Raw genomic sequence first — 25,037 nt, 5'->3', positions numbered from 1 at the left:
CGATTTTAACGTGAGTCCTGCCAGACTGAATGTTTGCCGCTGATTGAAATAGTTTTTCCGCCCGCTGACAGCAAAGTACTCCATATTTATTCATTTTATCTATAGAATCAAAGGATAGCGCAGAATAACGTCAGCACCTGCTTGTATAATTCACCGTATATTGCAGTCATGCTGAACAGTGCGGTGACACTGGATCACTCAATTATTAAAATAATTTTTTAGGCTTTTTATGCAAAATTCAGAAACCTATCCCAATCAAAACCCAGACTTTCCCACTCCATTTTTTGAAGAAACACCGCAGCAAGCGGTGGGGGCTTCCATTGATTTGGGACTGCAATATTCATTTCGTTTTCAGGGAACGGCCTCGGAATATTTTGGCATTTGGATTGTCAATATTTTACTGACCATCATTACATTAGGCTTATACGCGCCGTGGGCGAAAGTGCGCCGCCTACGCTATTTCTATGGCAATACATGGTTTATTCAGCGCCGTTTCGATTTTACAGGTCTGCCGTCTAAAATTTTAATCGGACGTATCATTGCCCTCGTTATTTACGGCGCAATTTCCTTTGCTATGAAATATTCAGTCGAGTTGCTCTTGGCAGGCCTGCTGCTGATTTTCTTGGCAGTGCCATGGCTGGTGCGTTCGACGATCCGTTTCCGCGCCCGCAACAGCAAGTTCGGCAATAGCCGGTTCTTTTTTGCAGGAAGCAATAAAAGCGTGTATTGGTGCTTTTTGAAATGCGTTGCGGTGACGGTATTCACCATGGGGCTGTTTTTTCCAGCCGCAGTCTGGCTCTATAAGCGGGAGTGCCTGAATCATTTGTATATTGGGCAGCTGAACTTTAAGTTAAATGCTGATTGGCCTGCCTATATGCGCGCGATGTATATGCCGGTGTTTATTTTTATGGCAGCAATGGCTGTATTGGCCGCGGTGCTGGGCCTGATGTACAGCATGGGCGGAGGCTTAGGGATTAAATATTATACTGGGCTGTTTTTGCTTGCATATCTCATTGGCTACTTATTTGTTTGGCCTTTGATGATGGCGCGTATTTTTATTACCTCATGGAACAGCACATCGATTAACCGCAGCCGCTTCACCGCGGGCTGCAGCCAATGGCGCTATGCATGGATTATTCTCAGCAACTGGCTGGCAAAAATTATTTCTCTCGGATTGCTTACGCCATGGGCTGCAATTCGCTTATACAAATATCAGACCGAATCATTAAAACTGGTGCTGGCCGATAATCCCGATTATTTGATGAACCAGCTGCAGCAAGACCACAATGCGGTCGCTGAAGAACTCAGTGAGATCTTTGATTTGGATATTTCACTTTAATTGCGGGAGACAGCCATGAACCTTTCTGCCGATGCGGTATTTTACGACGGTATCAGCGCTAAGCCGCAAATTGCGCAAGTGCTTAAACTGGATGAACAGCGTGTTTTAGTGAAATATGGCATTCAGCTGGTGCAGCAGCGGGTCTATATGTATGACGATATGACATTGATTGGCGCATTGGGGACGATTCAGCCGATTATTGAATTTAAGGATGAATCTCGGCTGGAATTTAAAGATGCTTTGCCTGAGTGGTTTAATTTAACCGCTAAAGACCGCCTGCATACCGTCTGGAAACTGGAAAAAACACCCAGTTTAATTCTGTTCAGTGTGGCATTTGTGGCTGCTTTGGCCTTTGCTGTCATTAAATGGGGCGTGCCTGCGGCGTCTTATCAGGTGTCAAAGCATTTACCTGCACAGACAATGCAGAGCTGGGGCGATCAAGCGGAAAAGTATATTCTGGAGATGACAGCAGACTCGCAGCTGCCTAAAGCCCGCCAGAATGAACTGCTGCAGAAATATCAGCGTCTGGTTGCCGGAGCGCAGCCTGCAAAGCTGATTTTCCGCGGCGGCGGAAGCATTGGCGCCAATGCGCTGGCAATTCCGAATAACACCATCATACTGACCGATGAGCTGGTGAAGCTGGCCAAAAATGATGATGAGCTTTTAGGAGTGCTGGCGCATGAGCAAGGGCATTTAGCGCAGCGCCACAGCATGCAGCAGGCATTATCCAGCCTTGGGTTCAGCGTCATTGCCTTGATGATTACGGGGGACAGTTCTGATCTGATCACCACATTGCCTGTTGCGCTGATTGGCGCAAGCTATTCGCGGGATTTTGAGTCCGAAGCAGATTTATATGCCATGCGCATGATGGATCAGCATCATCTGAAAACCATGCACTATGCTAATTTTTTACAGCGCCTTGCGGATGATGCCGGTGAGAAAGTGACTGAAAAGCGCTCTTGGCAAGATTTTTTAAGTTCGCATCCTGCAACCTACGAGCGGATTGAAGCGGTTAAAAATTATCAGTCACAGCATCCATCTTTATGAAGAAAATGCAGTATATAAGGACGCTGGATATTTCACGCAGCTTTTATCATGGCTTTTCTTAAGAAGAGTGCTTTTGAGGCAAGCGGAGCTATTCTACTTGTCTCAAATCACATTGGGCAGCAGATGGCAGCATTTTATTCTGAACGCAGCCATTCTGCGCTAAGTTCTTCTTGCCCCATGCGGATTAAATGATCCAGCACCACCTGTTCTAAGCGGGGCAAATCAGCATCTGGCGTTGTCGCGATAATCGCTACGTTCAGATGCGCAGTGTCAGGGCTAAGCTGAATTTCAGCAGTCGGCATAAAAATCTGCAGCAGGGTTTCCGATTCAGAAACGTCAAATTTGTGCTTCCAATGATTAAGCAAGCGTTTGGCAATTCGAGCCGCTTGCCCTGTCGCAATTTGGCTATGTGAAGATTGAGGCATACTGATCCACAGGTAAAGATGAATAGGACTTAGACCCTAAAGCATTTATCTGCAGATGCCTATTCAAAAATTGCAGCGCATTGTTTAAAAGCAATCTTGCGGCTGATGGATCGTGTTCAGCCTCTTTTCTTGAGCATACATCCGTGATGCCAAAGCTTATTTTCCCTGATGCGGTCAGCATTCTTGCCTTAATATTTATCATGGCAATGCATAGCAGCAGGCAAGCGCCGATCAGCCAGTTTTGCTATACTGTAAAAAATACTACTTCTCCATAGCCAGGTTCATCATGTCCAAGCCATTTTTAATTGCGCCTTCCATTTTATCTGCTGACTTTGCCCGTTTAGGTGAAGAAGTGGACAATGTTCTGCAGGCCGGCGCAGATGTTGTGCATTTTGATGTGATGGATAATCACTATGTGCCGAATCTGACTTTTGGTGCAGGCGTGTGCAAAGCATTGAAAAAATACGGTATTCAAGCGCCGATTGATGTGCATTTGATGGTGTCGCCAGTCGACCGCATGATTGGTGATTTTTTGGAAGCGGGTGCGGATATTATTACGTTCCATCCGGAAGCGACAGATCATATTGACCGTTCTTTACAGCTGATCAAAGCTGGCGGCGCGAAAGCGGGTCTGGTCTTCAACCCTGCAACACCGCTGCATTATTTGGACTATGTCTTGGATAAAGTCGATCAAATCTTGCTGATGAGTGTTAACCCGGGCTTTGGCGGTCAGAAATTTATTCCAATGACGCTGGAGAAATTGCGTCAAGCGCGAAAAATTATTGATGCTTCAGGCCGTGACATCCGCCTGGAAGTGGATGGCGGTGTAGGGCCCGGCAATATCCGTGAAATTGCAGAGGCGGGCGCAGATATGTTTGTTGCCGGTTCAGCTATTTTCGGCAAGCCGGATTATAAAGCTGTGATTGATGAAATGCGCTCTGAATTGGCAAAAGCTGGTGCAGTGGAAGCTTAAGCCGTTATGAATAAATCCGATACAGGTTGTGGATAACTTTATGGATAAACGTATGGATATCTATGTCGATAACTATATGGATAACTTGAATAAAGAATAAACAACAGTGTATCAAAGGGTTATTAATTAGACTTTATTTGTATAAAAATGGCTCATTTGAGCCATTTTTATTGTTTTAAAGTGTTTGAATTATTGATTGTTTATTCAGCATTGCTTAAAAAAGGCGCTGCTCAAAATATAACTGCATTGTTTTAAATGATTTGCCAAAAAGGAAAAAACCGTTTTACGGATAAATTAAGGGTGTTGTGCATAAGTGCGCAGTTCTTTATGATGGAAAGATACATCACGGGATGTGGAAAACTGCAAAATAATTGGCGAAATTGCTCATCGGGCAACAGCTGATGCAGTGATTGACGGATTCTCATTTTATGCTGAAGGCAGAATAGGCTTGCTGAAACTCATGCGGCGGTATACCAGCTTCGCTTTTCTGATGGCATTGGTCATCGGATGGAGCAGTGTTGCCTTTGCTGTGCAAAAGCCTATTCACTTGCTGATGATGAGCCAAGCCGTTGAGGCCAGCAGTACTCCGTCCGAAGCGCCGCAGTTGAGGAATGCTCAGGCTGACAATGCGCAGGCCGCTGTTTCTCACATGCAAACAGTACCGATGCATTCTGCGCCTCATGGTGTGATGGAGAAGCATGATTCAGCTGCCCCGCAGGCCATGGCGCAACAGGCTTCTTCCGGCTTTGCCGCATCCGATATGCAAATGCAGGATTGCCATCAAGGCAAGATGCAGCTTGCAGCTCAGGCTTCAGAGCATTGCCAGACCAAACCCGCTCCCATGGGCAGTAACATGCAATGTGCTGACTGCGCCTTGTGGCACTGCCAAATTGCCTCGCTTTCTTTAGAAATGCATGCCGTTCAGTTTTCTTTGCCTGAATTGAAGCTGGCGTCTGAACAGCCCAATATAATCTACACTGCGCAGTATTTGCCTGGCCATTGGCAGGAACTGCTGCGCCCTCCTAAAGCTTAATCCGGTTTTTAGAACACTTTTATCTCAAAGTCCCTTTAAAAAATTAGGATTAAGTTATGTCCAGTAAATTCAGTCAAAGCCTGCTTGCAGGTATTTGCTTCATATCATCTACAGCGCTGTATGCGGCTGTGAAAGAATACTCGCTCATTATTGATGAGAGCACAGTACAGGTCACAGGAAAACCGCTCACTCGGATTACCGTAAACGGTCAGTTTCCTGCTCCGCTTTTAGAGTTTGAAGAGGGCGATGATGCGGTGATCCGGGTCAAGAATCATCTGAAAAATAAAGACTCTTCCATTCATTGGCATGGCCTGCTGCTGCCAGGCATTATGGATGGCGTGCCAGGCTTTAACGGTTTCAACGGCATTGGGCCAAATAAAGAATTTGTTTATAAATTTAAAGTGCGTCAAAGCGGTACCTATTGGTATCACGCGCATTCTAAAGGGCAGGAGCAGGATGGCCTGTACGGCGCTTTGGTGATTTATCCGAAAGGGAAACAGCCTTTGGCGCCGCATGAAGAAACCGAGCGTGATTATGTGGTGATGCTGTCGGATTTTCATGAGCAAGGCAGCGATCAGATCCAGAAAAATCTGAAAATTTCTGCAGAGTACTATCAAAATCAGCGTGAAACCTTGGGGGATGTGTGGAAACAGGTCCAGCGGGATGGGCTGAAAGCCACATGGGCTGACCGCAAAATGTGGAATCAGATGCGCATGCTGAAAACGGATCTGTCCGATGTCACCGGCTATACCTTTCTGATCAACGGCAAAACGCCTGAACAGAATTGGACAGGCATGTTTAAGCCGAACGAAAAAGTCCGCCTGCGCTTTATTAATGCTTCGGCCATGTCTTTTTTTGATGTGCGCATTCCTGGCCTGAAAATGACGGTGGTCAGCGCGGACGGCCAGCCGGTTAAGCCTGTGCCTGTGGATGAGTTCCGCATCGGCACCGCAGAAACCTATGATGTGATCGTTGCACCGGAAAATGGGCACTATCAGATAGAGGCGGAATCCATTGACCGTTCAGGCTTTGCTGTGGGCACGCTGCACAATGAATTGAATCCAATAACTCACGGCATTCACATGCCTGCACCGCGTCCGCGCTCCCTGCTGACGATGGAAGATATGGGGCATGGCGATATGCCGGGCATGGATCATGCAAAGATGAATCATGATGCGATGCAAGGCATGGATCATTCGAAAATGAATCATAAAGCGATGCCAGGCATGGATCATACGAAAATGAATCACGATGCAATGCAGGGCATGGATCATACGAAAATGAATCATGACGAGATGCCGGACACGGATCATTCACAGCATATGCCGCAGAAAAATGATCAGCCTGTATATGGCTGGGCCAATGCCTCTACGCCAGAAGGTGATAAAGCACTGCAATACAGTGATTTAAAATCTTTACATCCTCAAGCGGATACCCGCGCAGCGGCCAGTGAATTGGTCATCCGTCTGGGCGGCACGATGGAGCGCTATATCTGGACTATCAACGGCAAAAAATTCAGTGATGCTGAACCGCTGAAAGTGAAGTATGGCGAGCGTATCCGAATCAAATTTATCAATGACAGCATGATGGCGCATCCCATGCATCTGCATGGCATGTTTATGCAGCTGGAAAATGGCCAGCCTGTGGCGGATATGCCCAATAAGCATACAGTGATTGTTCCGCCGGGCAAAACCGTGACGGCTTTACTGACCGCGGATGAATTGGGGGAGTGGGCGATTCATTGCCACCTGCTGTATCACATGAGCGCAGGCATGATGAATAAACTCATCGTTGCCAATGTTACTGATGGCAAAGTTTCGACAGCACCCATTCAAAGCGCAGCAAAAATGACGCAAGCCACACCGGCAGCTGAGCAAAAAGGGGCTGAACATGCACATCACTAATTTTGTATTGAAAGCGGTTTTCTCTGCTGCAGTCCTGGGGTTGAGTAGTTTGAGCCTGGCGCATGACGGCCATCATTCACCTGTCAAAAAGGGAACAGAGACTTTGGCAATGAGCCAGCAGATGGATCATTCACAGCATTCTGCGCAAGCGCATGAACAGCATATGCAGATGATGGCGCAGATGAATCCTGAAGATCATTCAGCGCATATGAATCATCAGCAGTCACAGCCTGCAAAAGATCAGCAGCAAGATGCCACAGAAAAGCAGCAGGACAAAAATGCTCAGAAAGGAGATCAGCATGCGCATCATTAATCTTTTTTCTAAAAGTGTTTTAAGCAGTTCTTTGCTGATGATCAGTGCGGTGAGTTTTGCGCATAATGGTGAAGATCATGGTGCAAAAGCGACCATTACAGCTATGCCGATGGATCATTCTCAAATGAATCACCAGCAGATGAACCATGCAGAAATGAATCATGCTGATATGAAGCATGGCGAAATGGATCATTCACAGCACATTGCCCCTGCAGCACAACGTGTTCCTGAAGCGCAGCCTGTGCAAGACCATACAACTCATTCGGCATCTGCATCGGTTGAAACAGCGCATCAAGGGCATGACCACCGCAAAGAGCATGGCGCACAGATTTATGCAGTGACCACAGTCGATAATAAATGGCTGGTGAATGAAGATGGCGCCGGCGCTTTAAAGTCTGAGTTTGAAACCCGTATCGGGACAGATGAAAACAAAGTTTTCATTAAAGTGCATGCGGAAAAACAAGAGTCACATGACGCGCATTATGATGCCAAAATTTTGTATAGCCGCATGATTTCAGATTTTTGGGATGCACAAATCGGCGCACGTTATCGAAGTGAAAAAGTCGAACTTGATCATCATTGTAAAGACACTGAAGACAATGTTGATGCGGTAATTGGCCTGCATGGCATGGCGCCGTATTTCTTTGAAACCGATGCTTATCTCTATGCCGGTAAGGACAGCTATGCAGGTTTTAGCCTTGAGACGGAACGAGATTTATTGATTACACAAAAGCTGATTGTGCAGCCGTATTTAGACCTGAATGTAATCTTCAGTGATGATTCCAAATATGCCAAAAAAGCAGGGTTGAGCAATGCAACAGCAGGCTTAGAAACCCGTTATGAGATCAGTAAAAAAGTCATGCCGTATCTCGACATTGCTTATGAATATTCGAAGGGCAATGATGAAAACCCGTGGCAGGTTCAGTCAGATTCTGAACAGGGCTGGCTGTATGGCGCAGGTGTGCGCTTTAAGTTTTAAGAAATAAGTATTCATCATCATTATCCTAACCATAGGACTTTAAGAGGCAATTTTAAAGTCCTATTTTTTATAGGTTTATTTTTGGTCATAAGTTGTAAAAATTGCCCCAAAAGAATTCATAATTCGCTATGATTGCACCATTATAAGGAGGAACGACCTCCCTCATTTTTGAGTTTTAATCTAAAGCTTCATCTCTTGAGAAAATCCGTCAGGACGGCCTGACTCTAATTTAAATTTGGAGCAGATATCATGGCTTGGATTCTTCTTATCTTTGCGGGCATTTTTGAAATCGTTTGGGCATACAGCATGAAAATGTCCGAAGGTTTCACCAAGCTCACCCCAAGCATTATCACCTTATTTTTTATGATTTTAAGCTTTGGCCTGCTGGCGTATGCCATGCGTACTTTGCCGCTGGGAACGGCGTATACCATTTGGACGGGGATCGGTGCGGTCGGCTCATTTCTGGTCGGTATTTTTATTTTGGGTGAACCTGCGACTGCGGTGCGCATGCTGGCAGCGGTATTGATTATTTCAGGCCTTGTACTGATGAAGCTTTCATCAAGTTAATACTGAGGTTTCTAAAGAGCCATATTCAACCATATGGCTCTTTTTTAGGTTTATGATTTTTCATTTAAGCGGCTGAAAGTTAGATTAGGCTTAGGATATGGCTTGGGTTTTATTGCTTGTTGCAGGATTTTTGGAAGTGGTTTGGGCATACTGTATGAAAGTGTCTGATGGGTTTTCTAAATTCGTTCCAAGTGTGCTGACCATTGTTTTTATGATCGCAAGTTTTGCTTTGCTGTCTTATGCCATGAAAACTTTGCCGCTGGGTACAGCGTATACTGTTTGGACGGGCATTGGCGCGGTCGGCTCATTTGCCGTAGGCATTTTCTTTTTAGGCGAGCCTGCTTCGGCAATGCGCATGCTGGCGGCAGTCCTGATTATTTCGGGGCTGGTGCTGATGAAACTTTCATCGAGTTGAGTTATATTTCAAACGCCTTGAACGATATGGATCACGAGCATGCAATTGTCTTTTATGGAAATGGCTTCACCTGTTGGTTTGCTGAAACTGGTCGCGCATGACACAGCGCTTGTTGCGGTGCTTTGGGAAAATGAAGACCCCAAACGTGTTCGTTTGGCAGAGCTGGTTGAAGATAAAAAGCATCCAATTTTGCTGGAAACGCAAAAGCAGTTAAATGAGTATTTTTCAGGTCAACGTCAAGTTTTTGATTTGCCTTTGGATTTTGAAGGGACTGAATTTCAGCAAAAAGTTTGGCAGGCGCTGCTGACCATTCCTTTTGGTGAAACCCGCAGCTATAAGCAAATTGCTGAACAGCTCGGCAATGTTAAAGCGGTGCGCGCAGTCGGCGCAGCCAACGGTAAAAATCCAATTTCGATTATTGCGCCGTGCCACCGTGTGGTGGGGGCGAATGGCAAATTGGTGGGCTTTGCCGGCGGGCTGGAAAATAAGGATATTCTATTGAAATTAGAAGCTTTATGAACTCAGCCAGTTTATATTGTTTTTGTTAAAACTATAATATGAACTGGATTGAATGAATATAGCGCAAATTTTTTCCCCGCTGTTTTCACAGCTATGGTGGCTGATTTTACTGTTTGCTGCTGCTGGCCTCTTCAAAATATTTACGCCTTTTTTGAAAGGAAAAATAGGGGAGTTTGTCGTCAGCACACAGGCCAAACGGTATTTGAATAAAGAAAAGTACCGTTTATTGAACGATTGCACTTTGCCTGATGAGCAGAACCAAACCACGCAGATTGACCATATTTTATTAAGCCCTTACGGCATTTTTGTCATTGAAACCAAAAACTATAAGGGCTGGATCTTTGGCGGTGCACGTCAAAAAATGTGGACGCAGAAAATTTATAAAAAATCGTTTAAGTTTCAAAATCCATTGCATCAAAACTATAAGCATCAAAAAGTTTTGCAAACCCTTTTGAGCGATCTTGTTGAGCCGGCATGGATGCATTCGATTGTGGTGTTTATGCCAGACTGTGAATTTAAAACCCCTATGCCTGAGAATGTATTCCGCGGCGCGGCATGGACAGATTATGTCAACGGTTTCCGTGAAGAGCTGATTCCAGCGATAAAGCTGAAACGGATTCAATTGCGGATTGAAAAAGCAGTGCTGGAAAAGTCCTGGAAGACCAATCGGACCCATGTGGAAAACCTAAGGCAGAAAAATGAAACATAGTGAACAGCTGCGTCCGCTGACAGCAGTTGTACTTTTGAATGCTTTTGCTATGATGCTCTGCAAAATAAAAGCAATAGAACAAGAACAACAGAATGAGCAATCCGCATTTAGACGCGCTTTTTCAGCAGGCTGCCGAAAATCCTGAAAATACGCCTGAATTTTTGAAGCAGTTGCTGCTTTCAGACATTTACTGTCTAGGCCTAGCGCAGGCCAATGGCCGCATTCAATTCCGCATGCTGCAAACAGAACATGGAGAGCAGGCCATCCCATTCTTTTTATCATCTGAAACGATTCGTGCCGATTTAGGTGCAGGTGAACCTTATATGAGCATGCCTGCCAGAAAATTATTGGAAATGACGCAAGGTGCAATTTTGGTCTTAAACCCGACGTCATCCTATTCGAAAGAATTTTCGGCGGACGAAATTGAATTTTTGCTGCAGGCTGAATTTGCTTAGAGCATTTGATCTGGACATTCAGCTATAGATGAAAAAGCCCTTTTGAGAAAGGGCTTTTCAGATCTTAATTCAGGTATTTATTGATGGCTTTGCAATTTCTGTACAATATCTTCGAGCGGTCTAACTTTTTTCACTTCATTCCAAAGCTCTTTGGCTTCAGGATAATGCTTAGACATCATGCCCAGCCATTGCTTATAGCGGCCCACCATATTCATTTCTTTTTTATATGTGCCGTTCAAAAAGCGGATCTGCAGCTGAATCAGCTGATTCCATGTAATCAGCGCATCATCACTATTTTGGCGGATGCATTGGGTAATGTCCGGGGTGGTGACGGCACCGCGGCCAATCATTAAATCTTCACAGCCTGATTCAAGCCGGCACTGCTTGGCATCGGCATTGTTCCAAATTTCGCCATTGGCAATCACATTAATTTTCAATGCTTCGCGGATGGGGCGCAGCTGATCCCAAAAGGCGGGTGGAGTATAGCCGTCCGCTTTGGTGCGGGCATGCACAGTAACCCATGCTGCGCCAGCGTCTTCAATGGCATGGGCATTTTCCATCGTGAAATTGCGGTCCATATAGCCTAGGCGCATTTTGGCTGATACCGGAATATGGCTCGGCACGGCATCGCGCACAGCTTTGACCAGTTCATAGACCACTTCGGGTTCATCCAGCAGCACCGAACCGCCGCGGTGGCGGTTCACCGTTTTTGCAGGACAGCCAAAATTCATATCAATAGCAGGCGCGCCTAAGGCAACCGCGCGTAAGGCATTGGCAGCCAGCATTTCAGGATCATTGCCTAAAAACTGTACATGCACAGGCGTGCCTGCTGCCGTTTTCCCCTCATTGAGCAGCTCAGGGCAATAGGAGTGATAGACATGGTCGGGCAGGACAGAATTGGTGACCCGGATAAACTCAGTGACACACCAGTCAAAGCTCCCGACGGATGTCAGCACATCGCGCATAATTGGATCGGTTAAGCCTTCCATGGGTGCTAATACAAGTTTCACTGCCATTGCCTGTACGAAGAAAAACGGAGTTATACGTTGTTTTCCTGTACTTGTCTAGTTTAGCGAAAATTGCTTTTATTCTATGGTTTAAGCGCTTTAATACTGCAGGCGGATACTGTCAATATATGAGCAGCCTAGCGCATCCAGATATTATAGAGCGGGCCGATAATATGAAACAGCATATAATCGGGACGGGGAGCTGCGGCATATTATAATGCGCAGCAAAGGGTATTTTTCAAAATGCGACCATTAAAATAAGATTATTAAAAAGAATATTCAGGCAGGCATTGTTATTTTAATTGGCTTGGCCATAGGGCGTACTGCTGAAGCCGTTAAAAAATATCATATAAAAGCGATTCTGCAGGGAACTTTTCGGCAAATAGGCTTTTAGCCTTGATAGCCAATACAGGGGGTTAAATTTGGCTATCCTGCTAATTTTGTTTAATTATACTTCATGATTAATTTAAGTTTTTTACAATAAATGGCATATGCATAGAGGCTGTTGTCTTAAAGGGCGGATGTCACTGAAAAATAAAACATGGGTGTCCCTGCACACAGGATGAACAATTGAAAATTAAAATCGCGCAGTATGTGATTAAGTTATCAATCCCTGATTTTTTTGATAATTAAGAAGAATAACGGATTGAACAGCTGTGCTATAAAAATTATAAAAGAAAATAAACAGGGGCGATGTCATGTTAAAAAATATCGCAATAATTTTGATATCTGTGTGTGCTGCTTCAGCTGTTTTTGCTCAAGAAGCGATTAATCTGAATTTCAATGGGGAAATTTATGAAAACACATGTGATTTAAATTATTCTGACAATGAAAAAAAATGTGAAGTTTTAGAAAATCAATTTGCAAACCTTGTTGAGCGCATGAAGGCAGAAGATCCTTCGGCTGTAGAAATGCAATCCTACCTGCAGCAGCAGGCCGAAATATGGTCCACTTTTTTTGCGGTAAATGTAAAGCAACTTCCTGAAAAAAAAGCCTTAAATCTTGAAATAAACTATAAATAACGTCATTTTTCATAACTCATCTGCTTTCAATAGCTTAAGTGTTTCTTTTTTTTAAGTAAAATTTCGAAATATATTTTAAGCAATAGAAAATGTTTTTTTTTGTTAATAATATTGCTCATTAATAAATATAATAAAAACAATACATTGAAAATTTAATGAAGCGATTTTGAGCTGTTTCTTTGATATTTCCATGTCTTGTTTACAAAAAATATATAAAAAGAGTTTTCAAATATTTTTTTTCTGCTATGATCCAAAAAATGTAAGATATGTCACATTTTGTATTTCCTTTGTGTTTGTGGTCATATTTTAGTAAGCCCCGCAATAAGCGGAAAAAAATTATTGATTATCTTTAGGTTAAGTAAATGAAAACACAAATTTCTTTGGCATTCGCAGCAGTTTCAGCATTGGCTTTCACAACTTCAGCATTTGCTGCGGGTCAAATTAACTTTACTGGCGAAATTGTGAATGCCGCATGTGATATTAAAATCAACAACAGCAGCAGCAATGAAGTTGTTTTAGGCAAATGGCCAACGTCTATGTTTAAAGCAGCTGGCGATAAATCAACTCCAGCAAATTTTACGATTGACGCAGCCAACTGTGTTGCCGGCAACTATCAAGTTAACTTTGCAGGTACTGCAGATGCAACGAACGCTAAACTGCTGAAAGCATCAGCTGCAACAGGTGTCGGCATTGCAATTGCAAACGCAAACAGTACATCAAATTTAGTGAATTTAAATACAGTAGTCGGTGCTGATTCTAACGCGGCTTTAACTGCGTCTGGCACTGGCGCAACTGCTGCAGGAACTTTGCCATTGCAGGCGTTCTATCAAGCGACTGGCAGTGCTGTGACTGCAGGTAAAGCAGATGCAACTGTAAGCATTACATTGCAGCAAAAATAATTTAGCACCCTGAGGAACTGTCATGCGCCTGAATCCATTGTTATTCGCCATTGTTTTATCCGGCCTTGCGTTTGCATCGCCAAGCAATGCTGCGATTCAGGCTATGGCTAGCCGCGTGATTTATCACAGTGACAGCAAAGCTGCCACGCTAAATCTGAAAAATAACGCGTCTAAACCTTATATTGTGCAAACTTGGCTTGAAGCTGGTGAAGATAAAACAGCTTCAGCTAAAGTGCCTTTTATTGTGACGCCGCCATTAATCAAAATTGAACCGCAAAAAGAATCTGTTTTACGATTCATTTATTCGGGTTCAGGCTTGCCGACAGACCGTGAAAGCCAAGTTTGGATTAATGTGCAGGAAATACCGCCAAAGCCGGAAGAAGAAAACACTTTACAGCTGGCAGTGCGTTCAAAACTTAAATTATTCTACCGTCCGCAGCAAATTGAAATGGATTTGCCGGCAGCGGTGAAAAAACTTCAGTGGTCTGTTGAACATGGCACATTGAAGCTGAAAAATAATAGCCCGTTATTTATCACGATCGGTGATTTGGCTTTAGGCAAAAATGGCCAGCCGATCACCCATATGAATCAGGATATGGCGCCGCCATTCCAAAGCATTGATGTGCTGCGCAACGTGCAGGAAAATGTAAAAAGCCTTAAATTTACCTATATCAATGACTATGGCAGCAATATTGAGATGCCCGAAGTTATTTTGAAATAATGATTTGACCTGCAGTTGGATTTGAACTTGCATTATTTAAAACTGTCTTTGCTTAGTCTGAGCCTTGCTGCATTAAATACACAGGCAGAAGATTCAGCGTTCAATACAGCATTTCTTAAAGATGTTACCGACCAAGTGGTTTTTGATGCTGTCACCAAAGGCTACAGCATTTTGCCGGGTGATTATGATTTCAGTATTTATCTGAATAATCAGCGCATAGAAAAAAGAAAAGTAAAATTCTATCAAAAAGATCAGGATGTTGTTCCTTGTGTTGATGCCAGCTTTATTGAAGACTATCAAATACTTTTAGACACTCAAACGGATGCGCAGCCATCTACGGCCTGTTATGACCTGACGGCATTGTCCGGCGCAAAACTGAATTTTGATGCTGGCCTGCAAACCTTGAATTTATCCATTCCACAGGTTTTTTTACAGCAGAATGCGCGCGGCTATATTTCACCCAAGCTGTATGATCAAGGCATCAATGCGCTGATCTTAAATTACAGCGCCAATACCAATACCTATAAAAGCCAGTCAGGCCCGGATACCAGCAGCAGCAGCCTATTACTGAACGGCGGCTTTAACTGGGGCGCGTGGCGTTACCGCAATCAGAGCAGCTTTTTAAAGAGCACGGGGCAGTCTGCCTCTTGGGACAATGCCATCAATAAGCTTGAACGCGACATTATTCCATTAAAGGCGCGCCTGGAATTGGGTGATGCCAATACCCGCGGCGATGTTTTTGAAAGCATTAATTTCCGCGGCCTGCAATTCAGCAGTGATGAGGCGCAATTGCCAATCGGCTTGCAAAGCTATGCGCCAGTGATCCGCGGCACCGCGCGCAGCAATGCGCTGGTCGAAATCCGTCAAAATAATTACTTGGTGTACAGCATGAATGTTGCGCCGGGCAATTTTGAAATCGCCGATTTATCTGGCGTGAACGACAGCGGCGATTTGGAAATCAAAATTATTGAAAGTGACGGCTCTGTCCGCACTTATATGCAGCCGTATGCATCTATACCGAATATGGTGCGCGCTGGGCAGCATAAATATCAGATCACTGCAGGGCAATACCGCAGCGGTTCAGGCGCGAAGCTGCCGTATTTTGGCCAGCTGACCTATACGCTGGGCTTCAACAATTTTCTGACGCCGTATGCAGGCGTGCTGGCTGCAGAGGATTATCACTCCGTTGCAGGCGGTACCGCGTGGTCATTGGGAAATTGGGGCGCCGTTTCTGCTGACCTGAGCTATGCCCGCAACACCTTATTCAGCGGCCGTCAAGAAGACGGCTTAGCTGTGCGTGTGAACTATGCAAAATCCATCAATACGCTGGGAACTGATATTCACCTGACCGGGTCTCATTACAGTGAGCAATATTTCAGCTTTGCAGACGCCGTACAAGAAAAAGCGCAGTGGCAGAACGGCGCGTATGAGTATCAGTACCAAAACTCATCGGCAGTCAATGACCCCGCAAATTCTGCTGATATTCAAACACATTCCTATTATTCGCCTGTGTTTTTCAATAGAAAAACTCAGTATCAAATTTCACTGAATCAGCGTCTTGGCAAATGGGGGCAGCTGTATGCCAATGTGTCCGATACTCAGTTTTGGCAAAAGGAATACAATCAGCACAATTGGCAGATTGGCTATAATAACAATATTCATCGTTTGACCTATGGCCTGTATTATCAAAACAGCAAAAGCCTCTTCAGCGGTTCCGACTATTCGGTTGGCCTGAATTTGAGCCTGCCGCTTGATACGCCGAAATCCTTTAAGCAGCATGATGTTATTGCCAATAACAGCGCGCTCTATTCTGAAAGCTCGGGCGCAACCCTGCAAAGCGCGCTGTCTGCAAGCTTTTTGAAGGATAAAAACCTGCAGGCGCAGTTGCTGGCGGGGCATTCTGAAAAAAGCGGCGATCATTTTAATGTGAATGCAGCATATCGGGGAATCAAAGGCAATGCCAATGTGGGATATGCTTATGCTGATCAATACCGGCAGCTGTATGCAGGGGTGAGCGGCGGCCTGCTTGTGCATTCCCACGGGGCAGTCTTCGGGCAGCAAATGTATAATTCGCCGATTTTGATTGAAGCCAAAGGCGCCAGCGATATCCGTATTGAAAATCAAACCGGTTTAAAATTGGATAAGCGTGGCTATGCTATTATCAGCAGCAGCAATCCTTATGCAAAAAACCGTGTGGCGCTGCAGGCGGAAGATTTAGGGCAAAATATCTTTATTGATGAATTGGTGAAGAATGATATTGTTCCTACTAAATATGCGATTGTGAAAGTAAAATTTGATGTGAAGACAGGCCACAGCTTGCTGGTCAATTTGAATTATAAAGGCCGTGAATTAGCGGCCGGCACGGAAATCAGCGATGTGCAAGGCCTTAACCGTTATGGCCTGGTGGGACTGAACAGCCAGGCTTACCTGACCAATGTTGAGTCAGGGCAGGTTTTGACCGCAAAATGGGGCAGTGCTGAAAATCAGCAGTGTCATTTTACTTTACCGCAGCTCAGCAGCCGTGATATTGGTTACGATGAACTGGCATTAGCATGTGAAGCTGGAGAATCTAAATGAAGAGCAAATGGCTTCCGCTGTTTTTGAATGCATTTTTAATCGCCATCAGTTTAACCGCTGCGCAAAGCGCATCGGCTATGCGCTGCCTGTCCGGCGGCAAGGCGACCAGCAATTTTAATATTGATACAGCAAAAAATACCACCAATACTACAAATGTCGGCACCATTACGGTCACCAGTTTTAATAGTGCAACCAATGCATTATTGTGGGAGTCGCAAACTTATTCATCGACGTTTACCTGTTATGATGATGCAACGACCAACTCCAGTGAAGATGCTTATTTATATGTCGATGACGCTGCGAAAAAATTAGCGACCGATTTTGGCAACTCTAATTTAATTATGGGCATCCGTTTTAATGGCCAAGAATATCCCATTACAAAAACCACCGATAAAATCGCGACCGGCAAGCGCGCGCTCAGCTATCAATCAGATAACTACTGGCCTACCTCAAGAGCTTCTCAAAATTGTAATTTGATTGGTAAAAATAATTGGTCAAGTTCAAAGCGTTGTGCAGATCCTCAAACCATTACCTTAACCTATTCTTTATATATTAAGGCGCGCGGTTCAGGCAGCAATTTTCCTGCAACGGTGAAAAACTATGATGTTTTCCAGCTGGACGGTATTGGCGGGCGCAACGGCAACGGCAATTTTCAGGAAAAAGTCAGCGGGGTTCAAATCAATTATGTGGAATGTGTCCCTGTGCTGAGCACGCAGAGTGTGGATTTGGGCAAATACTATGCTTATCAGGATTTAAATACCGTTCTAAGGAAAACGCCATTTACCATTAATGTCACCACCAATGGCAAAGACTGCGCAAAATATCCTTTTGTTGGCGTGTTCAGTTCGGCATATAAAGTGGATGAGCAAACGGTCACGGCCATAGAAACAGGCATGAAAGATGTGGTGGGAATCCGCCTGTTTGAATCAGGAAACAGCGCGCCTTTGAGCTTGAATGACACGGTTGATTTTGGCTACAGTACAGGAACGCAGCTGAGTAAAAACTTTGAAGCGGGCGTACTGTTTCTGAAAAAGCCGGTAAATGCCGGAAAATTCACCTCTGTCATTAATTATGAAGTCTATTTTAAGTAGCGGCTGAACCGCTGTAGCTGCGGTATTTTTCAGGCTAAGGCGGTTAATGCTGTGATGTTTGCAATCTGGGAAATGAGCAGGAGCCTAAATTCATTCGGTCTGCTTGAGCCTAGGGTTTGGATTGGCTGCGCAAAATATAGCGGATTGCATCGAGGTATTTAGGATGCATTTGGCTGGCATCCATGTCCAGCAAATACGGCGCAGCCATCCAGAAAAAGCTGAAGACATGGCCATAATCATCCAAAGTTTGATATTGCCATTGTTCCGCTAAGCTCAGATCCTGAATATCAACCGCAATAAAATGCCATGACATAGACGCAATCGGTTTCTGGCCGATATAGGTGCAATGATCAGCCGTTCTTATAATGCCGGACTCTTCAAAAAGCTCGCGAATGGCCGCATCAATAACCGGCTCATTTTCTTCCAGCGTGCCTTTGACCAGCTGAATGCCAGACAGCGGATGCTGAAAAACCAACAGCTCGGTTTGAAATTCTGTATTTTTTCGCAGAATAAACGGGCAGACTTTTTCCATAGACGCACCTTTGTATTTAGCGGTTTAAAATCATTTCCAATACAAATTTAGAACCAATAAATCCGACAGCCAATAAAAAGAATCCAATAATGGTAAAGCGGATGGCCTTTTGACCGCGCCAGCCAAATTTATAATGTCCAATCAGCAAGGCGCCGTATACAAACCAGGACACAATGCTGAACGCTGTTTTATGCGCCAAATGCTGCCCAAAGAAATTGTCAATGGTAAAGAAGCCAAAGCCTAAGGCTAAAGTCAGCAGCGCAAAACCGGCAATCAGCATATCAAACAGCAGTGACTCCATGGCTTGGAAGGGGGGCAGCAAGTTGACCCAAACACGGCGCTTTTGCTTGTTTTTCAATTCACGGTCTTGGAACCACAGCAGCACGGCGTGAATCGTGGCCATCAGCAAAATAGCATAGGCGGATAAAGACAGAATAATGTGCAGGTCGAGGCCGAATGAATTCTGTGAAATGAATAAATCGTGTTTGCTGAATGCGAAGCCGAGGATCAGTCCTGTGGCCGCCACAGGAATGCCGATTAAAGCCAGCGGCAAGACTGGCCGGTAGGTGCTGAATAAGATGCTGAGAAGCAGCATCAGGGCGGACGTGAAGGACATAATGTTAAATACATTATAGTTCACGCCTGCAGGTGTCAGCATATCGTTATACAGCACGCCTGCGTGCAGCAGCAGCCCTAAGCTTAAAATTACACCGACAAACCAGTGATTGGGAACACGCTTAGACATCAAATGCATAAACAAATACCAAAAAGACGTGGTGTATGCGATTAATGCTAAAATTGTGTAAACCAAGGGCAGGCTAATCATGTCAAACCTTTTTCAGGATGATGAAAATTCAGAGATGTAAATTCGATGCGAACTACAGTATCCTATAGCATTCTATGCATAAATTTTCTATTTTAAGAAAGATTTTTTTGCAACAACCATTTTAAGCGGATTTTGCAATGTTTGATACCTTAACAGAACGACTCACGCAGAGTTTAAGAAATGTTACTGGCTCTGGGCAGCTAACCGAAGACAATATTAAAGATACGTTGCGTGAAGTGCGTATGGCGCTTCTTGAAGCCGATGTGGCGTTGCCTGTAACTCGTGAGTTTATCGCGAAAGTTAAGGAAGAAGCATTGGGTCAGGAAGTGATGACTCAGTTATCGCCAGGCCAGGCGTTTGTCAAAATTGTCCATGACGAACTGACCAAAATGATGGGCGAGGCCAATGAAAGCCTTGACCTTGCCGCCAAACCGCCGGTGGTTATTTTGCTTGCCGGTCTGCAGGGTGCGGGTAAAACCACCACTGCGGCAAAACTTGCGCGTTTCCTTCAAGAACGTCAAAAGAAAAAAGTCGCGATGGTTTCTGCCGACGTATACCGTCCAGCAGCGATTAAGCAGCTGCAGACTGTTGCTGGCGAAGTTGGCGCGATTTTCTTTGAATCAAGTGCTGATGAAAAGCCGATTACGATTGCCAACCGTGCCATTGAACAAGCGAAAATTCAATTTGCTGATGTCCTGATTGTCGATACCGCAGGCCGCCTGCATGTCGATGATGAAATGATGGACGAAATTAAAGAGCTTCATGCGGCCATTAAGCCAACTGAAACTTTATTCGTTGTCGATGCCATGACCGGTCAGGATGCTGCCAATACAGCCAAAGCCTTTAATGATGCATTGCCGCTTACCGGTGTGATCCTAACTAAAACTGACGGTGATGCGCGCGGCGGCGCGGCGCTTTCAGTACGCGCAATCACAGGCAAGCCAATTAAATTCCTGGGTATGGGCGAAAAGCTGGATGCCTTAGAGCCATTCCATCCGGAACGCGTTGCGCAGCGCATCTTGGGCATGGGTGACGTGCTGTCTTTGGTCGAAGAAGTTGAACGCAAAATCGACAAAGAAAAAGCCGAAAAAATGGCGAAAAAACTGCAAAAAGGCGGCAGCTTCAACTTTGAAGATATGCTGATGCAGTTTGAGCAAATGAATAAAATGGGCGGCATGAGGGGCTTCCTGGATAAGCTGCCTGGCATGAGCAATGCCGGGATTCAAGATGCGCTGGCGCAAGCGAATCCTGAAAAGCAAGTGAAAAAGATGGAAGCGATTATTCAGTCGATGACCATCAAAGAACGCCGTAACCCAGACCTGATGAACCCAAGCCGTAAAAAGCGCATTGCAGCGGGCTGCGGTATGGATGTGGTGGAAGTGAATAAGCTGATTAAGCAGCATGCGCAGATGGCGAAAATGATGAAGAAATTTGCCAATCCGTCAGGTATGGCAAAAATGATGAAATCATTGGGCAATATGCAGAAGCAGTTTGGCGGCGGCGGCGGCATGGGGCCGCTATTCGGCGGCAAAGACCAAAATAAATGATGATGCGGTAAGTGAAAAAAAGGCGTTTTATACGCCTTTTTTTATTAATGCCTATGTTGATTTTTATGGAAAATGCACAAAATATGGATAGATTTGCCCATTAAGCATATAAAAACAGGTCATATTCATGCATCTGGTCTCATGCTATTTTAAGAGGCAGCCAGTAATACATAAGAAAAACGCGAACATGAATAATATGAAACAAAAAAAAGTCTATATTGTGCACGGTTACCAAGCTTCTCCGAATGACCATTGGTTTCCGTGGCTGAGCCGGAAAGTGCATGCTGCCGGCCATTTTTCCAAGCGGGTGATGCTGCCGGAATCCAGCCAGCCTGATTTTGACGCCTGGCAGCAGTCTCTCGCACTGCAAATCCCGCATTTGAATGAAGACACCATTATTGTTGCGCATAGTCTAGGATGTGCGGCTGTGCTGCATTATTTGACTCAGCATTTTCAGACGGCTGCAAAAAATATTCAGGCTGGTATTTTTGTTTCAGGGTTTGCTGCGCCTTTAGCGGCGATACCTGAATTAAATGAATTTATTGCGGCAGCAAAATTAGACAGTGTCAAACTGCAGACCTCTATGCCTTTGGCCTTCTGCTTATTGTCTTCCAATGACCCGATTGTCCCGCCGCCATTGACGCTGCAGTTAAGCAACTTGCTGAACGCGCAATGTTTTGAGGTGAAAAAAGCAGGGCATTTTATGCGTAAAGACGGCTATAGCGAGTTTCATGAAATTTGGGAGCTGATAAAGCCCTTATTGTCATCTTGAAACGGGTCTTTGGCCATGCTGCCGCTGAATAGAAGATTAGAAAAATGCGCCAAGGCTTAACAGCAGGCCTTGGTCAATCTTTTCCTGACTCGAAGGGTACGCGGTTGGCTGAATACAGAAAAATGCGGGAATGCATTATTCTGCAAAAGGCAAAAGATTTAGTTTTTAGAGGCCGATAAAGCCTGCATATAAACCTGCAAGCCTTTCAGCAGCAGATCTGTTTCAATTTCAGGCTGGTAGCGCTGCAGATATTGAGCAAATAGTGGCGCATCGCCGCCGGTTAAAATCAGTTTGCTGGGGTATTTATCCATGACTTTTTCAATGGTGCTGAGCAGGCTGAGCAAGATGCCGTGATGCACCGCATCAATGGTGTTGCGCCCTGGGCTGAGTTCGTCAAAAGATGCATCTGGAATTTTAATGCCTTTGGTATTTTGGATGAGGGAATCCCGCTGCAGATACAAATTCGGCAGAATATAGCCGCCTAAATGCTCAAAGCCATTGGTCAGGTCAATGGTTAAAGCTGTTCCGCAGCTGATCACACAGTATTTCTGCTGCGGATCATGCACCACTGCCAGCATTTGCAGCCAGCGGTCTATGCCGAATTTAGCGGTGTCTTCATACGCGCAGCGCAGGCCGGAAAATTCTGCATGCACTTTGGCAAAGACAATTGGAATCTGCAAAAACTTGAGAATTTTCTGAATGCGGTCGTTGTTTTTTTTGTCCTGCACCGAGGAAACACCAACACGCTGCAAATCAAGGCTTTTAAAATGCTGAATTAAACCCAGCAGCAGCTCAGCAGGGGACTGCAAATGCAGTTCCGCCGCCTGTTCAATGATTTGCCCATTTTCGGTAATCCAGTATTTCAGGCGGGTGTTGCCAATATCAAGCCATAAATTCTTCATGTCAGAATCTCTAAATCACTGATCCAATGCGCCGATTCTGCGCAAGCGGCCTTGAAAAAAGTGTTCAATGCCGTTTTCATTGCGGATTTCTATAGCGCCGTCGCTGCGGATACCCAAAAAGATGCCTTGGCTGATGCCCTGCAAATGTTCAATTTCGACCGCTTGATCTTTAAAGGCCGCATAATGATTGAAGCGGGCCGCCAAATTGCAGCTGTCATGATTGAACCATTCACCGGCCTGCTGAATCGCCAGATACAGTTCTGCAGTCAATTTAATGCGGTCAAATCGAGTCAAGCCCAGTTCTGTCAGCGAGGTTACGGCCTGATCTATCCCTTCTTTAGGCAAAGGCAGCACATTCAGTCCAACACCGACCACTGCCTGATGAGCATTTAATGGCTCAATTAAGATGCCGCCCCATTTCCCAGCTGCGCTGTACAGGTCATTTGGCCATTTCACCTGTAAATCTAAATACTGCAGGCTCGGCATTTGCAGGATATTTAACGCAATTTCCAGCGCTAAACGGCCGTCAATAGCTGTTCGGGTATTGAGCAATGTGCTTAAATAGATGTTGCCTTCCGGCGACACCCATTGGCGCTGACGCTGTCCGCGCCCCTGCGTTTGCCGAACACTGGTTACCAGGACTTGCTGTACGCCTTTGAGCGCAATTTCCCGCACATCATCGTTGGTGGATGCGGTCACGGGTTTTAAGAGCAGCACTTCAGGAAGCTGATGCGCATCGCTCAGCATCTGCTGCAGTAATCGAGTCTCTAAATCCATTTGAATCTGAGAGTTGTGGAATAATTGATGGAGTTAATCATATATTTGCTGATCGGCGCAATCGCTGGTTTTGCTGCGGGCTTATTTGGGGTAGGCGGCGGGTTAATAATTGTCCCGATTCTGTATATTGTATTTACCCAAATGCATTACGATCCGTCGATTATTATGCATATGGCGCTGGGCACGTCTTTGGCGACCATTATTGTGACCTCAATCAGTTCGGTCAGCGCGCATCATAAAAAAGGCGCAGTGCTATGGCAGGTGTTCCGCAATTTAGCGCCCGGTTTGGCGCTGGGCGCATTTCTGGGTGCAGGCATTGCAGACTACCTTTCAGGGCAAGGCCTGCAGCTGCTGATCGGCTGCTTTGCCATTTGGGTGGCATTCAAAATGTTCAGAGGCGCGGGTGTGGCCGTAGACCCGCAGCGCCGTATGCCTTCTGCTCCAATGCAGCTGGCTGCCGGCGGAGGGATTGGCATCGCCTCGGCCATTTTTGGCATTGGCGGCGGCAGTTTGACCGTACCGTATCTCAACCGTCACGGTGTCGTCATGCAAAAAGCCGTGGCGACGTCTGCAGCGTGCGGCTTGCCGATTGCGGTTGCCGGCGCTTTGGGCTTTATGTGGTTTGGCAAACAGGCCGATGTTGCTGTGCCGAATACGATTGGCTATGTGCATATTTATGCTTTTATTGGCATCAGCGTCATGAGTTTCATCACTGCAAAACTGGGGGCAAAAGTGGTGCATATGCTGTCTCCAGCGATGCTGAAGAAATGCTTTGCCTGCCTGCTGACCGCTGTAGGCAGCTATTTTATGTATCAAGGCCTGAGCCAGCTGTTTTAAAAGCCGGTAGGCTGAACTGCGGATTGGCTTTATAGACATAAGATTGTCTGACAATGTCATATTTAATTTGACGGAAAACCGTTTAAATGAATGCAGATTCGGAGAAATCTAGATTTGCATTTTTATAAAAACAAGACGGGAACAGCATGCAGCCACATAATGCGGAAAGTTTGTCAGAACAAATCGCCAAGCATATCAGTGAGCAGATTATTCGCGGCGAACTGGTGGAGGGAGAGCGCATTCAAGAACTGCGCATTGCTTCAGAGCTGGACGTCAGCCGGGGTTCTGTGCGCGAGGCATTGCTGATTTTAGAGCGCACCCAGCTGATTGAAATTTTTCCGCGCCGCGGCGCGATTGTTTCTGAAATGTCAGCGATGCAAGTGCGTTCCCTTTTTGATATGGCATCCTTGCTGCTGGGGCAAATTGTGCACCGCATGGCTGAAACTTGGCGCAGCCATGAAGCCGAGCGCATTCAGCTGCTATTAGAACAATTAAATATTGAAACCAGCCAAGGCCATACCGAAAAATTTTATGATTTAATCTTTCAAAGCATGGCGCGCCAGCATGAAATGGTCGGCAATCCGTACTTGATGCGCTATTATCAAGAACTGCTGCCGTCGTTGCGCCGCAGCTATTTTTTAACCTTAAATATCTCGCGCCGTGAGCTTCAGGAATCTTCTGAGCTGTTTAAGCTGGTAAGCGATGCAGTTTTAATCAGAAAGTCACAACAAGCTGCTTTATTTATGGAAGATTTTTGTCGACACTTGCGTAACCTTGTGTTGGAATCGCTGACACGGATGAAACAAATTGAACTCGCGTGGGCTAGACGCTCACGACGTTAATCAGGAC

Annotated in this window: 27 protein-coding genes; 21 read left to right on the top strand and 6 right to left on the bottom strand. The window is 45.3% G+C overall.

From position 1 onward, the window contains the following. Positions 1-229 precede the first annotated feature (229 nt). Both F941_RS12700 and F941_RS12695 read left to right on the top strand, forming a co-directional pair. The gene (locus F941_RS12700) at positions 230-1,339 is read left to right on the top strand and encodes a YjgN family protein (protein WP_005011941.1); all 1,110 of its coding nucleotides are present in this window, start codon (positions 230-232) and stop codon (positions 1,337-1,339) included. Between the two features lie 15 nt (positions 1,340-1,354). Next, on the top strand, positions 1,355-2,386 hold the full coding sequence (locus F941_RS12695) for a M48 family metallopeptidase (protein WP_005011940.1): 1,032 nt from the start codon (positions 1,355-1,357) through the stop codon (positions 2,384-2,386). 134 nt (positions 2,387-2,520) lie between these two features. Here the strand turns inward: F941_RS12695 and F941_RS12690 are convergent, their stop codons facing one another. Beyond that, positions 2,521-2,811, bottom strand: coding sequence for a DUF2218 domain-containing protein (locus F941_RS12690; RefSeq protein ID WP_005011939.1), 291 nt, complete (start codon positions 2,809-2,811; stop codon positions 2,521-2,523). 286 nt (positions 2,812-3,097) lie between these two features. Between F941_RS12690 and rpe the strand changes: the two genes are divergently transcribed. The 10 genes from rpe to F941_RS12640 all read left to right on the top strand — a co-directional run bounded on the left by rpe (position 3,098) and on the right by F941_RS12640 (position 10,678). Then, positions 3,098-3,784, top strand: a complete 687-nt coding sequence (gene rpe, locus F941_RS12685; protein WP_005011938.1) for a ribulose-phosphate 3-epimerase — start codon at positions 3,098-3,100, stop codon at positions 3,782-3,784. Between the two features lie 448 nt (positions 3,785-4,232). Next, positions 4,233-4,817 carry a hypothetical protein gene (locus F941_RS12680; RefSeq protein WP_154649289.1) on the top strand — a complete coding sequence of 195 codons (585 nt, stop codon included), beginning with the start codon at positions 4,233-4,235 and terminating at the stop codon, positions 4,815-4,817. Between the two features lie 56 nt (positions 4,818-4,873). After that, positions 4,874-6,721 (top strand): copper resistance system multicopper oxidase, encoded by a 1,848-nt coding sequence (locus F941_RS12675; RefSeq protein ID WP_005011935.1) that lies wholly within the window; start codon positions 4,874-4,876, stop codon positions 6,719-6,721. Further along, positions 6,708-7,034, top strand: coding sequence for a hypothetical protein (locus tag F941_RS12670; protein ID WP_005011934.1), 327 nt, complete (start codon positions 6,708-6,710; stop codon positions 7,032-7,034). Before F941_RS12675 ends, F941_RS12670 begins: the two co-directional genes overlap by 14 nt. After that, entirely contained in the window at positions 7,021-8,013 is a 993-nt protein-coding gene (locus F941_RS12665) for a copper resistance protein B (protein ID WP_005011933.1), read from the top strand. The genes F941_RS12670 and F941_RS12665 overlap by 14 nt, the downstream gene beginning before the upstream one ends. A gap of 249 nt (positions 8,014-8,262) precedes the next feature. Next, positions 8,263-8,580: a DMT family transporter gene (locus tag F941_RS12660; protein ID WP_005011931.1), complete on the top strand. Its 318-nt coding sequence runs from the start codon at positions 8,263-8,265 to the stop codon at positions 8,578-8,580. Between the two features lie 97 nt (positions 8,581-8,677). After that, positions 8,678-8,995 carry a DMT family transporter gene (locus F941_RS12655; protein WP_005011929.1) on the top strand — a complete coding sequence of 106 codons (318 nt, stop codon included), beginning with the start codon at positions 8,678-8,680 and terminating at the stop codon, positions 8,993-8,995. Positions 8,996-9,034: 39 nt separating this feature from the next. Next, positions 9,035-9,514 carry a methylated-DNA--[protein]-cysteine S-methyltransferase gene (locus F941_RS12650; protein ID WP_005011926.1) on the top strand — a complete coding sequence of 160 codons (480 nt, stop codon included), beginning with the start codon at positions 9,035-9,037 and terminating at the stop codon, positions 9,512-9,514. A gap of 52 nt (positions 9,515-9,566) precedes the next feature. Next, positions 9,567-10,223, top strand: a complete 657-nt coding sequence (locus tag F941_RS12645; protein WP_005011923.1) for a nuclease-related domain-containing protein — start codon at positions 9,567-9,569, stop codon at positions 10,221-10,223. A gap of 92 nt (positions 10,224-10,315) precedes the next feature. Further along, positions 10,316-10,678, top strand: coding sequence for an SseB family protein (locus F941_RS12640; RefSeq protein ID WP_005011922.1), 363 nt, complete (start codon positions 10,316-10,318; stop codon positions 10,676-10,678). Between the two features lie 77 nt (positions 10,679-10,755). Here F941_RS12640 and F941_RS12635 read toward each other — a convergent pair whose 3' ends face one another. Continuing rightward, positions 10,756-11,688 (bottom strand): tRNA dihydrouridine synthase, encoded by a 933-nt coding sequence (locus F941_RS12635; RefSeq protein ID WP_026253364.1) that lies wholly within the window; start codon positions 11,686-11,688, stop codon positions 10,756-10,758. A gap of 695 nt (positions 11,689-12,383) precedes the next feature. Here F941_RS12635 and F941_RS12630 point away from each other — a divergent pair. The 5 genes from F941_RS12630 (at position 12,384) to F941_RS12610 (ending at position 17,995) form a co-directional block, all read left to right on the top strand. Beyond that, positions 12,384-12,707 (top strand): hypothetical protein, encoded by a 324-nt coding sequence (locus F941_RS12630; RefSeq protein ID WP_005011917.1) that lies wholly within the window; start codon positions 12,384-12,386, stop codon positions 12,705-12,707. 362 nt (positions 12,708-13,069) lie between these two features. After that, positions 13,070-13,606: a fimbrial protein gene (locus tag F941_RS12625; protein WP_005011914.1), complete on the top strand. Its 537-nt coding sequence runs from the start codon at positions 13,070-13,072 to the stop codon at positions 13,604-13,606. Positions 13,607-13,628: 22 nt separating this feature from the next. Beyond that, the gene (locus F941_RS12620; RefSeq protein ID WP_005011911.1) at positions 13,629-14,327 is read left to right on the top strand and encodes a fimbrial biogenesis chaperone; all 699 of its coding nucleotides are present in this window, start codon (positions 13,629-13,631) and stop codon (positions 14,325-14,327) included. 27 nt (positions 14,328-14,354) lie between these two features. Next, positions 14,355-16,904 carry a fimbria/pilus outer membrane usher protein gene (locus F941_RS12615; protein ID WP_005011910.1) on the top strand — a complete coding sequence of 850 codons (2,550 nt, stop codon included), beginning with the start codon at positions 14,355-14,357 and terminating at the stop codon, positions 16,902-16,904. Beyond that, positions 16,901-17,995 carry a fimbrial protein gene (locus tag F941_RS12610; RefSeq protein WP_005011907.1) on the top strand — a complete coding sequence of 365 codons (1,095 nt, stop codon included), beginning with the start codon at positions 16,901-16,903 and terminating at the stop codon, positions 17,993-17,995. Before F941_RS12615 ends, F941_RS12610 begins: the two co-directional genes overlap by 4 nt. A gap of 109 nt (positions 17,996-18,104) precedes the next feature. Here the strand turns inward: F941_RS12610 and F941_RS12605 are convergent, their stop codons facing one another. Together F941_RS12605 and F941_RS12600 are read right to left on the bottom strand one after the other, a co-directional pair. Then, the gene (locus tag F941_RS12605; RefSeq protein WP_005011906.1) at positions 18,105-18,527 is read right to left on the bottom strand and encodes an NUDIX domain-containing protein; all 423 of its coding nucleotides are present in this window, start codon (positions 18,525-18,527) and stop codon (positions 18,105-18,107) included. Positions 18,528-18,543: 16 nt separating this feature from the next. Then, positions 18,544-19,353: a cytochrome C assembly family protein gene (locus F941_RS12600; protein ID WP_005011905.1), complete on the bottom strand. Its 810-nt coding sequence runs from the start codon at positions 19,351-19,353 to the stop codon at positions 18,544-18,546. 137 nt (positions 19,354-19,490) lie between these two features. On the opposite strand from F941_RS12600, the gene ffh reads away from it, so the two are divergent. Both ffh and F941_RS12590 read left to right on the top strand, forming a co-directional pair. Further along, the gene (gene ffh, locus F941_RS12595) at positions 19,491-20,900 is read left to right on the top strand and encodes a signal recognition particle protein (RefSeq protein WP_005011903.1); all 1,410 of its coding nucleotides are present in this window, start codon (positions 19,491-19,493) and stop codon (positions 20,898-20,900) included. A 187-nt stretch (positions 20,901-21,087) separates the two neighbouring features. Continuing rightward, positions 21,088-21,672 (top strand): RBBP9/YdeN family alpha/beta hydrolase, encoded by a 585-nt coding sequence (locus F941_RS12590; RefSeq protein ID WP_018572652.1) that lies wholly within the window; start codon positions 21,088-21,090, stop codon positions 21,670-21,672. Positions 21,673-21,830: 158 nt separating this feature from the next. Here the strand turns inward: F941_RS12590 and F941_RS12585 are convergent, their stop codons facing one another. Both F941_RS12585 and F941_RS12580 read right to left on the bottom strand, forming a co-directional pair. Continuing rightward, positions 21,831-22,574: a type III pantothenate kinase gene (locus tag F941_RS12585; protein ID WP_005011901.1), complete on the bottom strand. Its 744-nt coding sequence runs from the start codon at positions 22,572-22,574 to the stop codon at positions 21,831-21,833. A 15-nt stretch (positions 22,575-22,589) separates the two neighbouring features. Further along, the gene (locus tag F941_RS12580; RefSeq protein ID WP_005011900.1) at positions 22,590-23,351 is read right to left on the bottom strand and encodes a biotin--[acetyl-CoA-carboxylase] ligase; all 762 of its coding nucleotides are present in this window, start codon (positions 23,349-23,351) and stop codon (positions 22,590-22,592) included. A gap of 27 nt (positions 23,352-23,378) precedes the next feature. Here F941_RS12580 and F941_RS12575 point away from each other — a divergent pair, with 27 nt between their 5' ends. Together F941_RS12575 and F941_RS12570 are read left to right on the top strand one after the other, a co-directional pair. Beyond that, on the top strand, positions 23,379-24,188 hold the full coding sequence (locus F941_RS12575; protein ID WP_005011898.1) for a sulfite exporter TauE/SafE family protein: 810 nt from the start codon (positions 23,379-23,381) through the stop codon (positions 24,186-24,188). Between the two features lie 146 nt (positions 24,189-24,334). Next, positions 24,335-25,030: a GntR family transcriptional regulator gene (locus F941_RS12570; RefSeq protein WP_005011897.1), complete on the top strand. Its 696-nt coding sequence runs from the start codon at positions 24,335-24,337 to the stop codon at positions 25,028-25,030. The last annotated feature ends 7 nt before the right edge of the window (positions 25,031-25,037 follow it).

Source organism: Acinetobacter bouvetii DSM 14964 = CIP 107468 (assembly GCF_000368865.1).
In the GTDB taxonomy this organism is placed as follows: domain Bacteria; phylum Pseudomonadota; class Gammaproteobacteria; order Pseudomonadales; family Moraxellaceae; genus Acinetobacter; species Acinetobacter bouvetii.
Note: the sequence above shows the minus strand (reverse complement) of the source record. Positions and strands in the feature narration are given on the sequence as shown.

What these genes read in the sequence shown, in the direction of transcription:
- F941_RS12655 (WP_005011929.1), top strand. Translation starts at nt 8,678, where the DNA reads ATGGCTTGGGTTTTATTGCTTGTTGCAGGATTTTTGGAAGTGGTTTGG.
- F941_RS12630 (WP_005011917.1), top strand. Translation starts at nt 12,384, where the DNA reads ATGTTAAAAAATATCGCAATAATTTTGATATCTGTGTGTGCTGCTTCA.
- F941_RS12625 (WP_005011914.1), top strand. Translation starts at nt 13,070, where the DNA reads ATGAAAACACAAATTTCTTTGGCATTCGCAGCAGTTTCAGCATTGGCT.
- rpe (WP_005011938.1), top strand. Translation starts at nt 3,098, where the DNA reads ATGTCCAAGCCATTTTTAATTGCGCCTTCCATTTTATCTGCTGACTTT.
- F941_RS12665 (WP_005011933.1), top strand. Translation starts at nt 7,021, where the DNA reads ATGCGCATCATTAATCTTTTTTCTAAAAGTGTTTTAAGCAGTTCTTTG.
- F941_RS12645 (WP_005011923.1), top strand. Translation starts at nt 9,567, where the DNA reads ATGAATATAGCGCAAATTTTTTCCCCGCTGTTTTCACAGCTATGGTGG.
- ffh (WP_005011903.1), top strand. Translation starts at nt 19,491, where the DNA reads ATGTTTGATACCTTAACAGAACGACTCACGCAGAGTTTAAGAAATGTT.
- F941_RS12585 (WP_005011901.1), bottom strand. Translation starts at nt 22,574, where the DNA reads ATGAAGAATTTATGGCTTGATATTGGCAACACCCGCCTGAAATACTGG.
- F941_RS12570 (WP_005011897.1), top strand. Translation starts at nt 24,335, where the DNA reads ATGCAGCCACATAATGCGGAAAGTTTGTCAGAACAAATCGCCAAGCAT.
- F941_RS12590 (WP_018572652.1), top strand. Translation starts at nt 21,088, where the DNA reads ATGAATAATATGAAACAAAAAAAAGTCTATATTGTGCACGGTTACCAA.
- F941_RS12620 (WP_005011911.1), top strand. Translation starts at nt 13,629, where the DNA reads ATGCGCCTGAATCCATTGTTATTCGCCATTGTTTTATCCGGCCTTGCG.
- F941_RS12675 (WP_005011935.1), top strand. Translation starts at nt 4,874, where the DNA reads ATGTCCAGTAAATTCAGTCAAAGCCTGCTTGCAGGTATTTGCTTCATA.
- F941_RS12660 (WP_005011931.1), top strand. Translation starts at nt 8,263, where the DNA reads ATGGCTTGGATTCTTCTTATCTTTGCGGGCATTTTTGAAATCGTTTGG.
- F941_RS12700 (WP_005011941.1), top strand. Translation starts at nt 230, where the DNA reads ATGCAAAATTCAGAAACCTATCCCAATCAAAACCCAGACTTTCCCACT.
- F941_RS12650 (WP_005011926.1), top strand. Translation starts at nt 9,035, where the DNA reads ATGCAATTGTCTTTTATGGAAATGGCTTCACCTGTTGGTTTGCTGAAA.
- F941_RS12695 (WP_005011940.1), top strand. Translation starts at nt 1,355, where the DNA reads ATGAACCTTTCTGCCGATGCGGTATTTTACGACGGTATCAGCGCTAAG.
- F941_RS12690 (WP_005011939.1), bottom strand. Translation starts at nt 2,811, where the DNA reads ATGCCTCAATCTTCACATAGCCAAATTGCGACAGGGCAAGCGGCTCGA.
- F941_RS12600 (WP_005011905.1), bottom strand. Translation starts at nt 19,353, where the DNA reads ATGATTAGCCTGCCCTTGGTTTACACAATTTTAGCATTAATCGCATAC.
- F941_RS12640 (WP_005011922.1), top strand. Translation starts at nt 10,316, where the DNA reads ATGAGCAATCCGCATTTAGACGCGCTTTTTCAGCAGGCTGCCGAAAAT.
- F941_RS12670 (WP_005011934.1), top strand. Translation starts at nt 6,708, where the DNA reads ATGCACATCACTAATTTTGTATTGAAAGCGGTTTTCTCTGCTGCAGTC.
- F941_RS12575 (WP_005011898.1), top strand. Translation starts at nt 23,379, where the DNA reads ATGGAGTTAATCATATATTTGCTGATCGGCGCAATCGCTGGTTTTGCT.
- F941_RS12580 (WP_005011900.1), bottom strand. Translation starts at nt 23,351, where the DNA reads ATGGATTTAGAGACTCGATTACTGCAGCAGATGCTGAGCGATGCGCAT.
- F941_RS12605 (WP_005011906.1), bottom strand. Translation starts at nt 18,527, where the DNA reads ATGGAAAAAGTCTGCCCGTTTATTCTGCGAAAAAATACAGAATTTCAA.
- F941_RS12610 (WP_005011907.1), top strand. Translation starts at nt 16,901, where the DNA reads ATGAAGAGCAAATGGCTTCCGCTGTTTTTGAATGCATTTTTAATCGCC.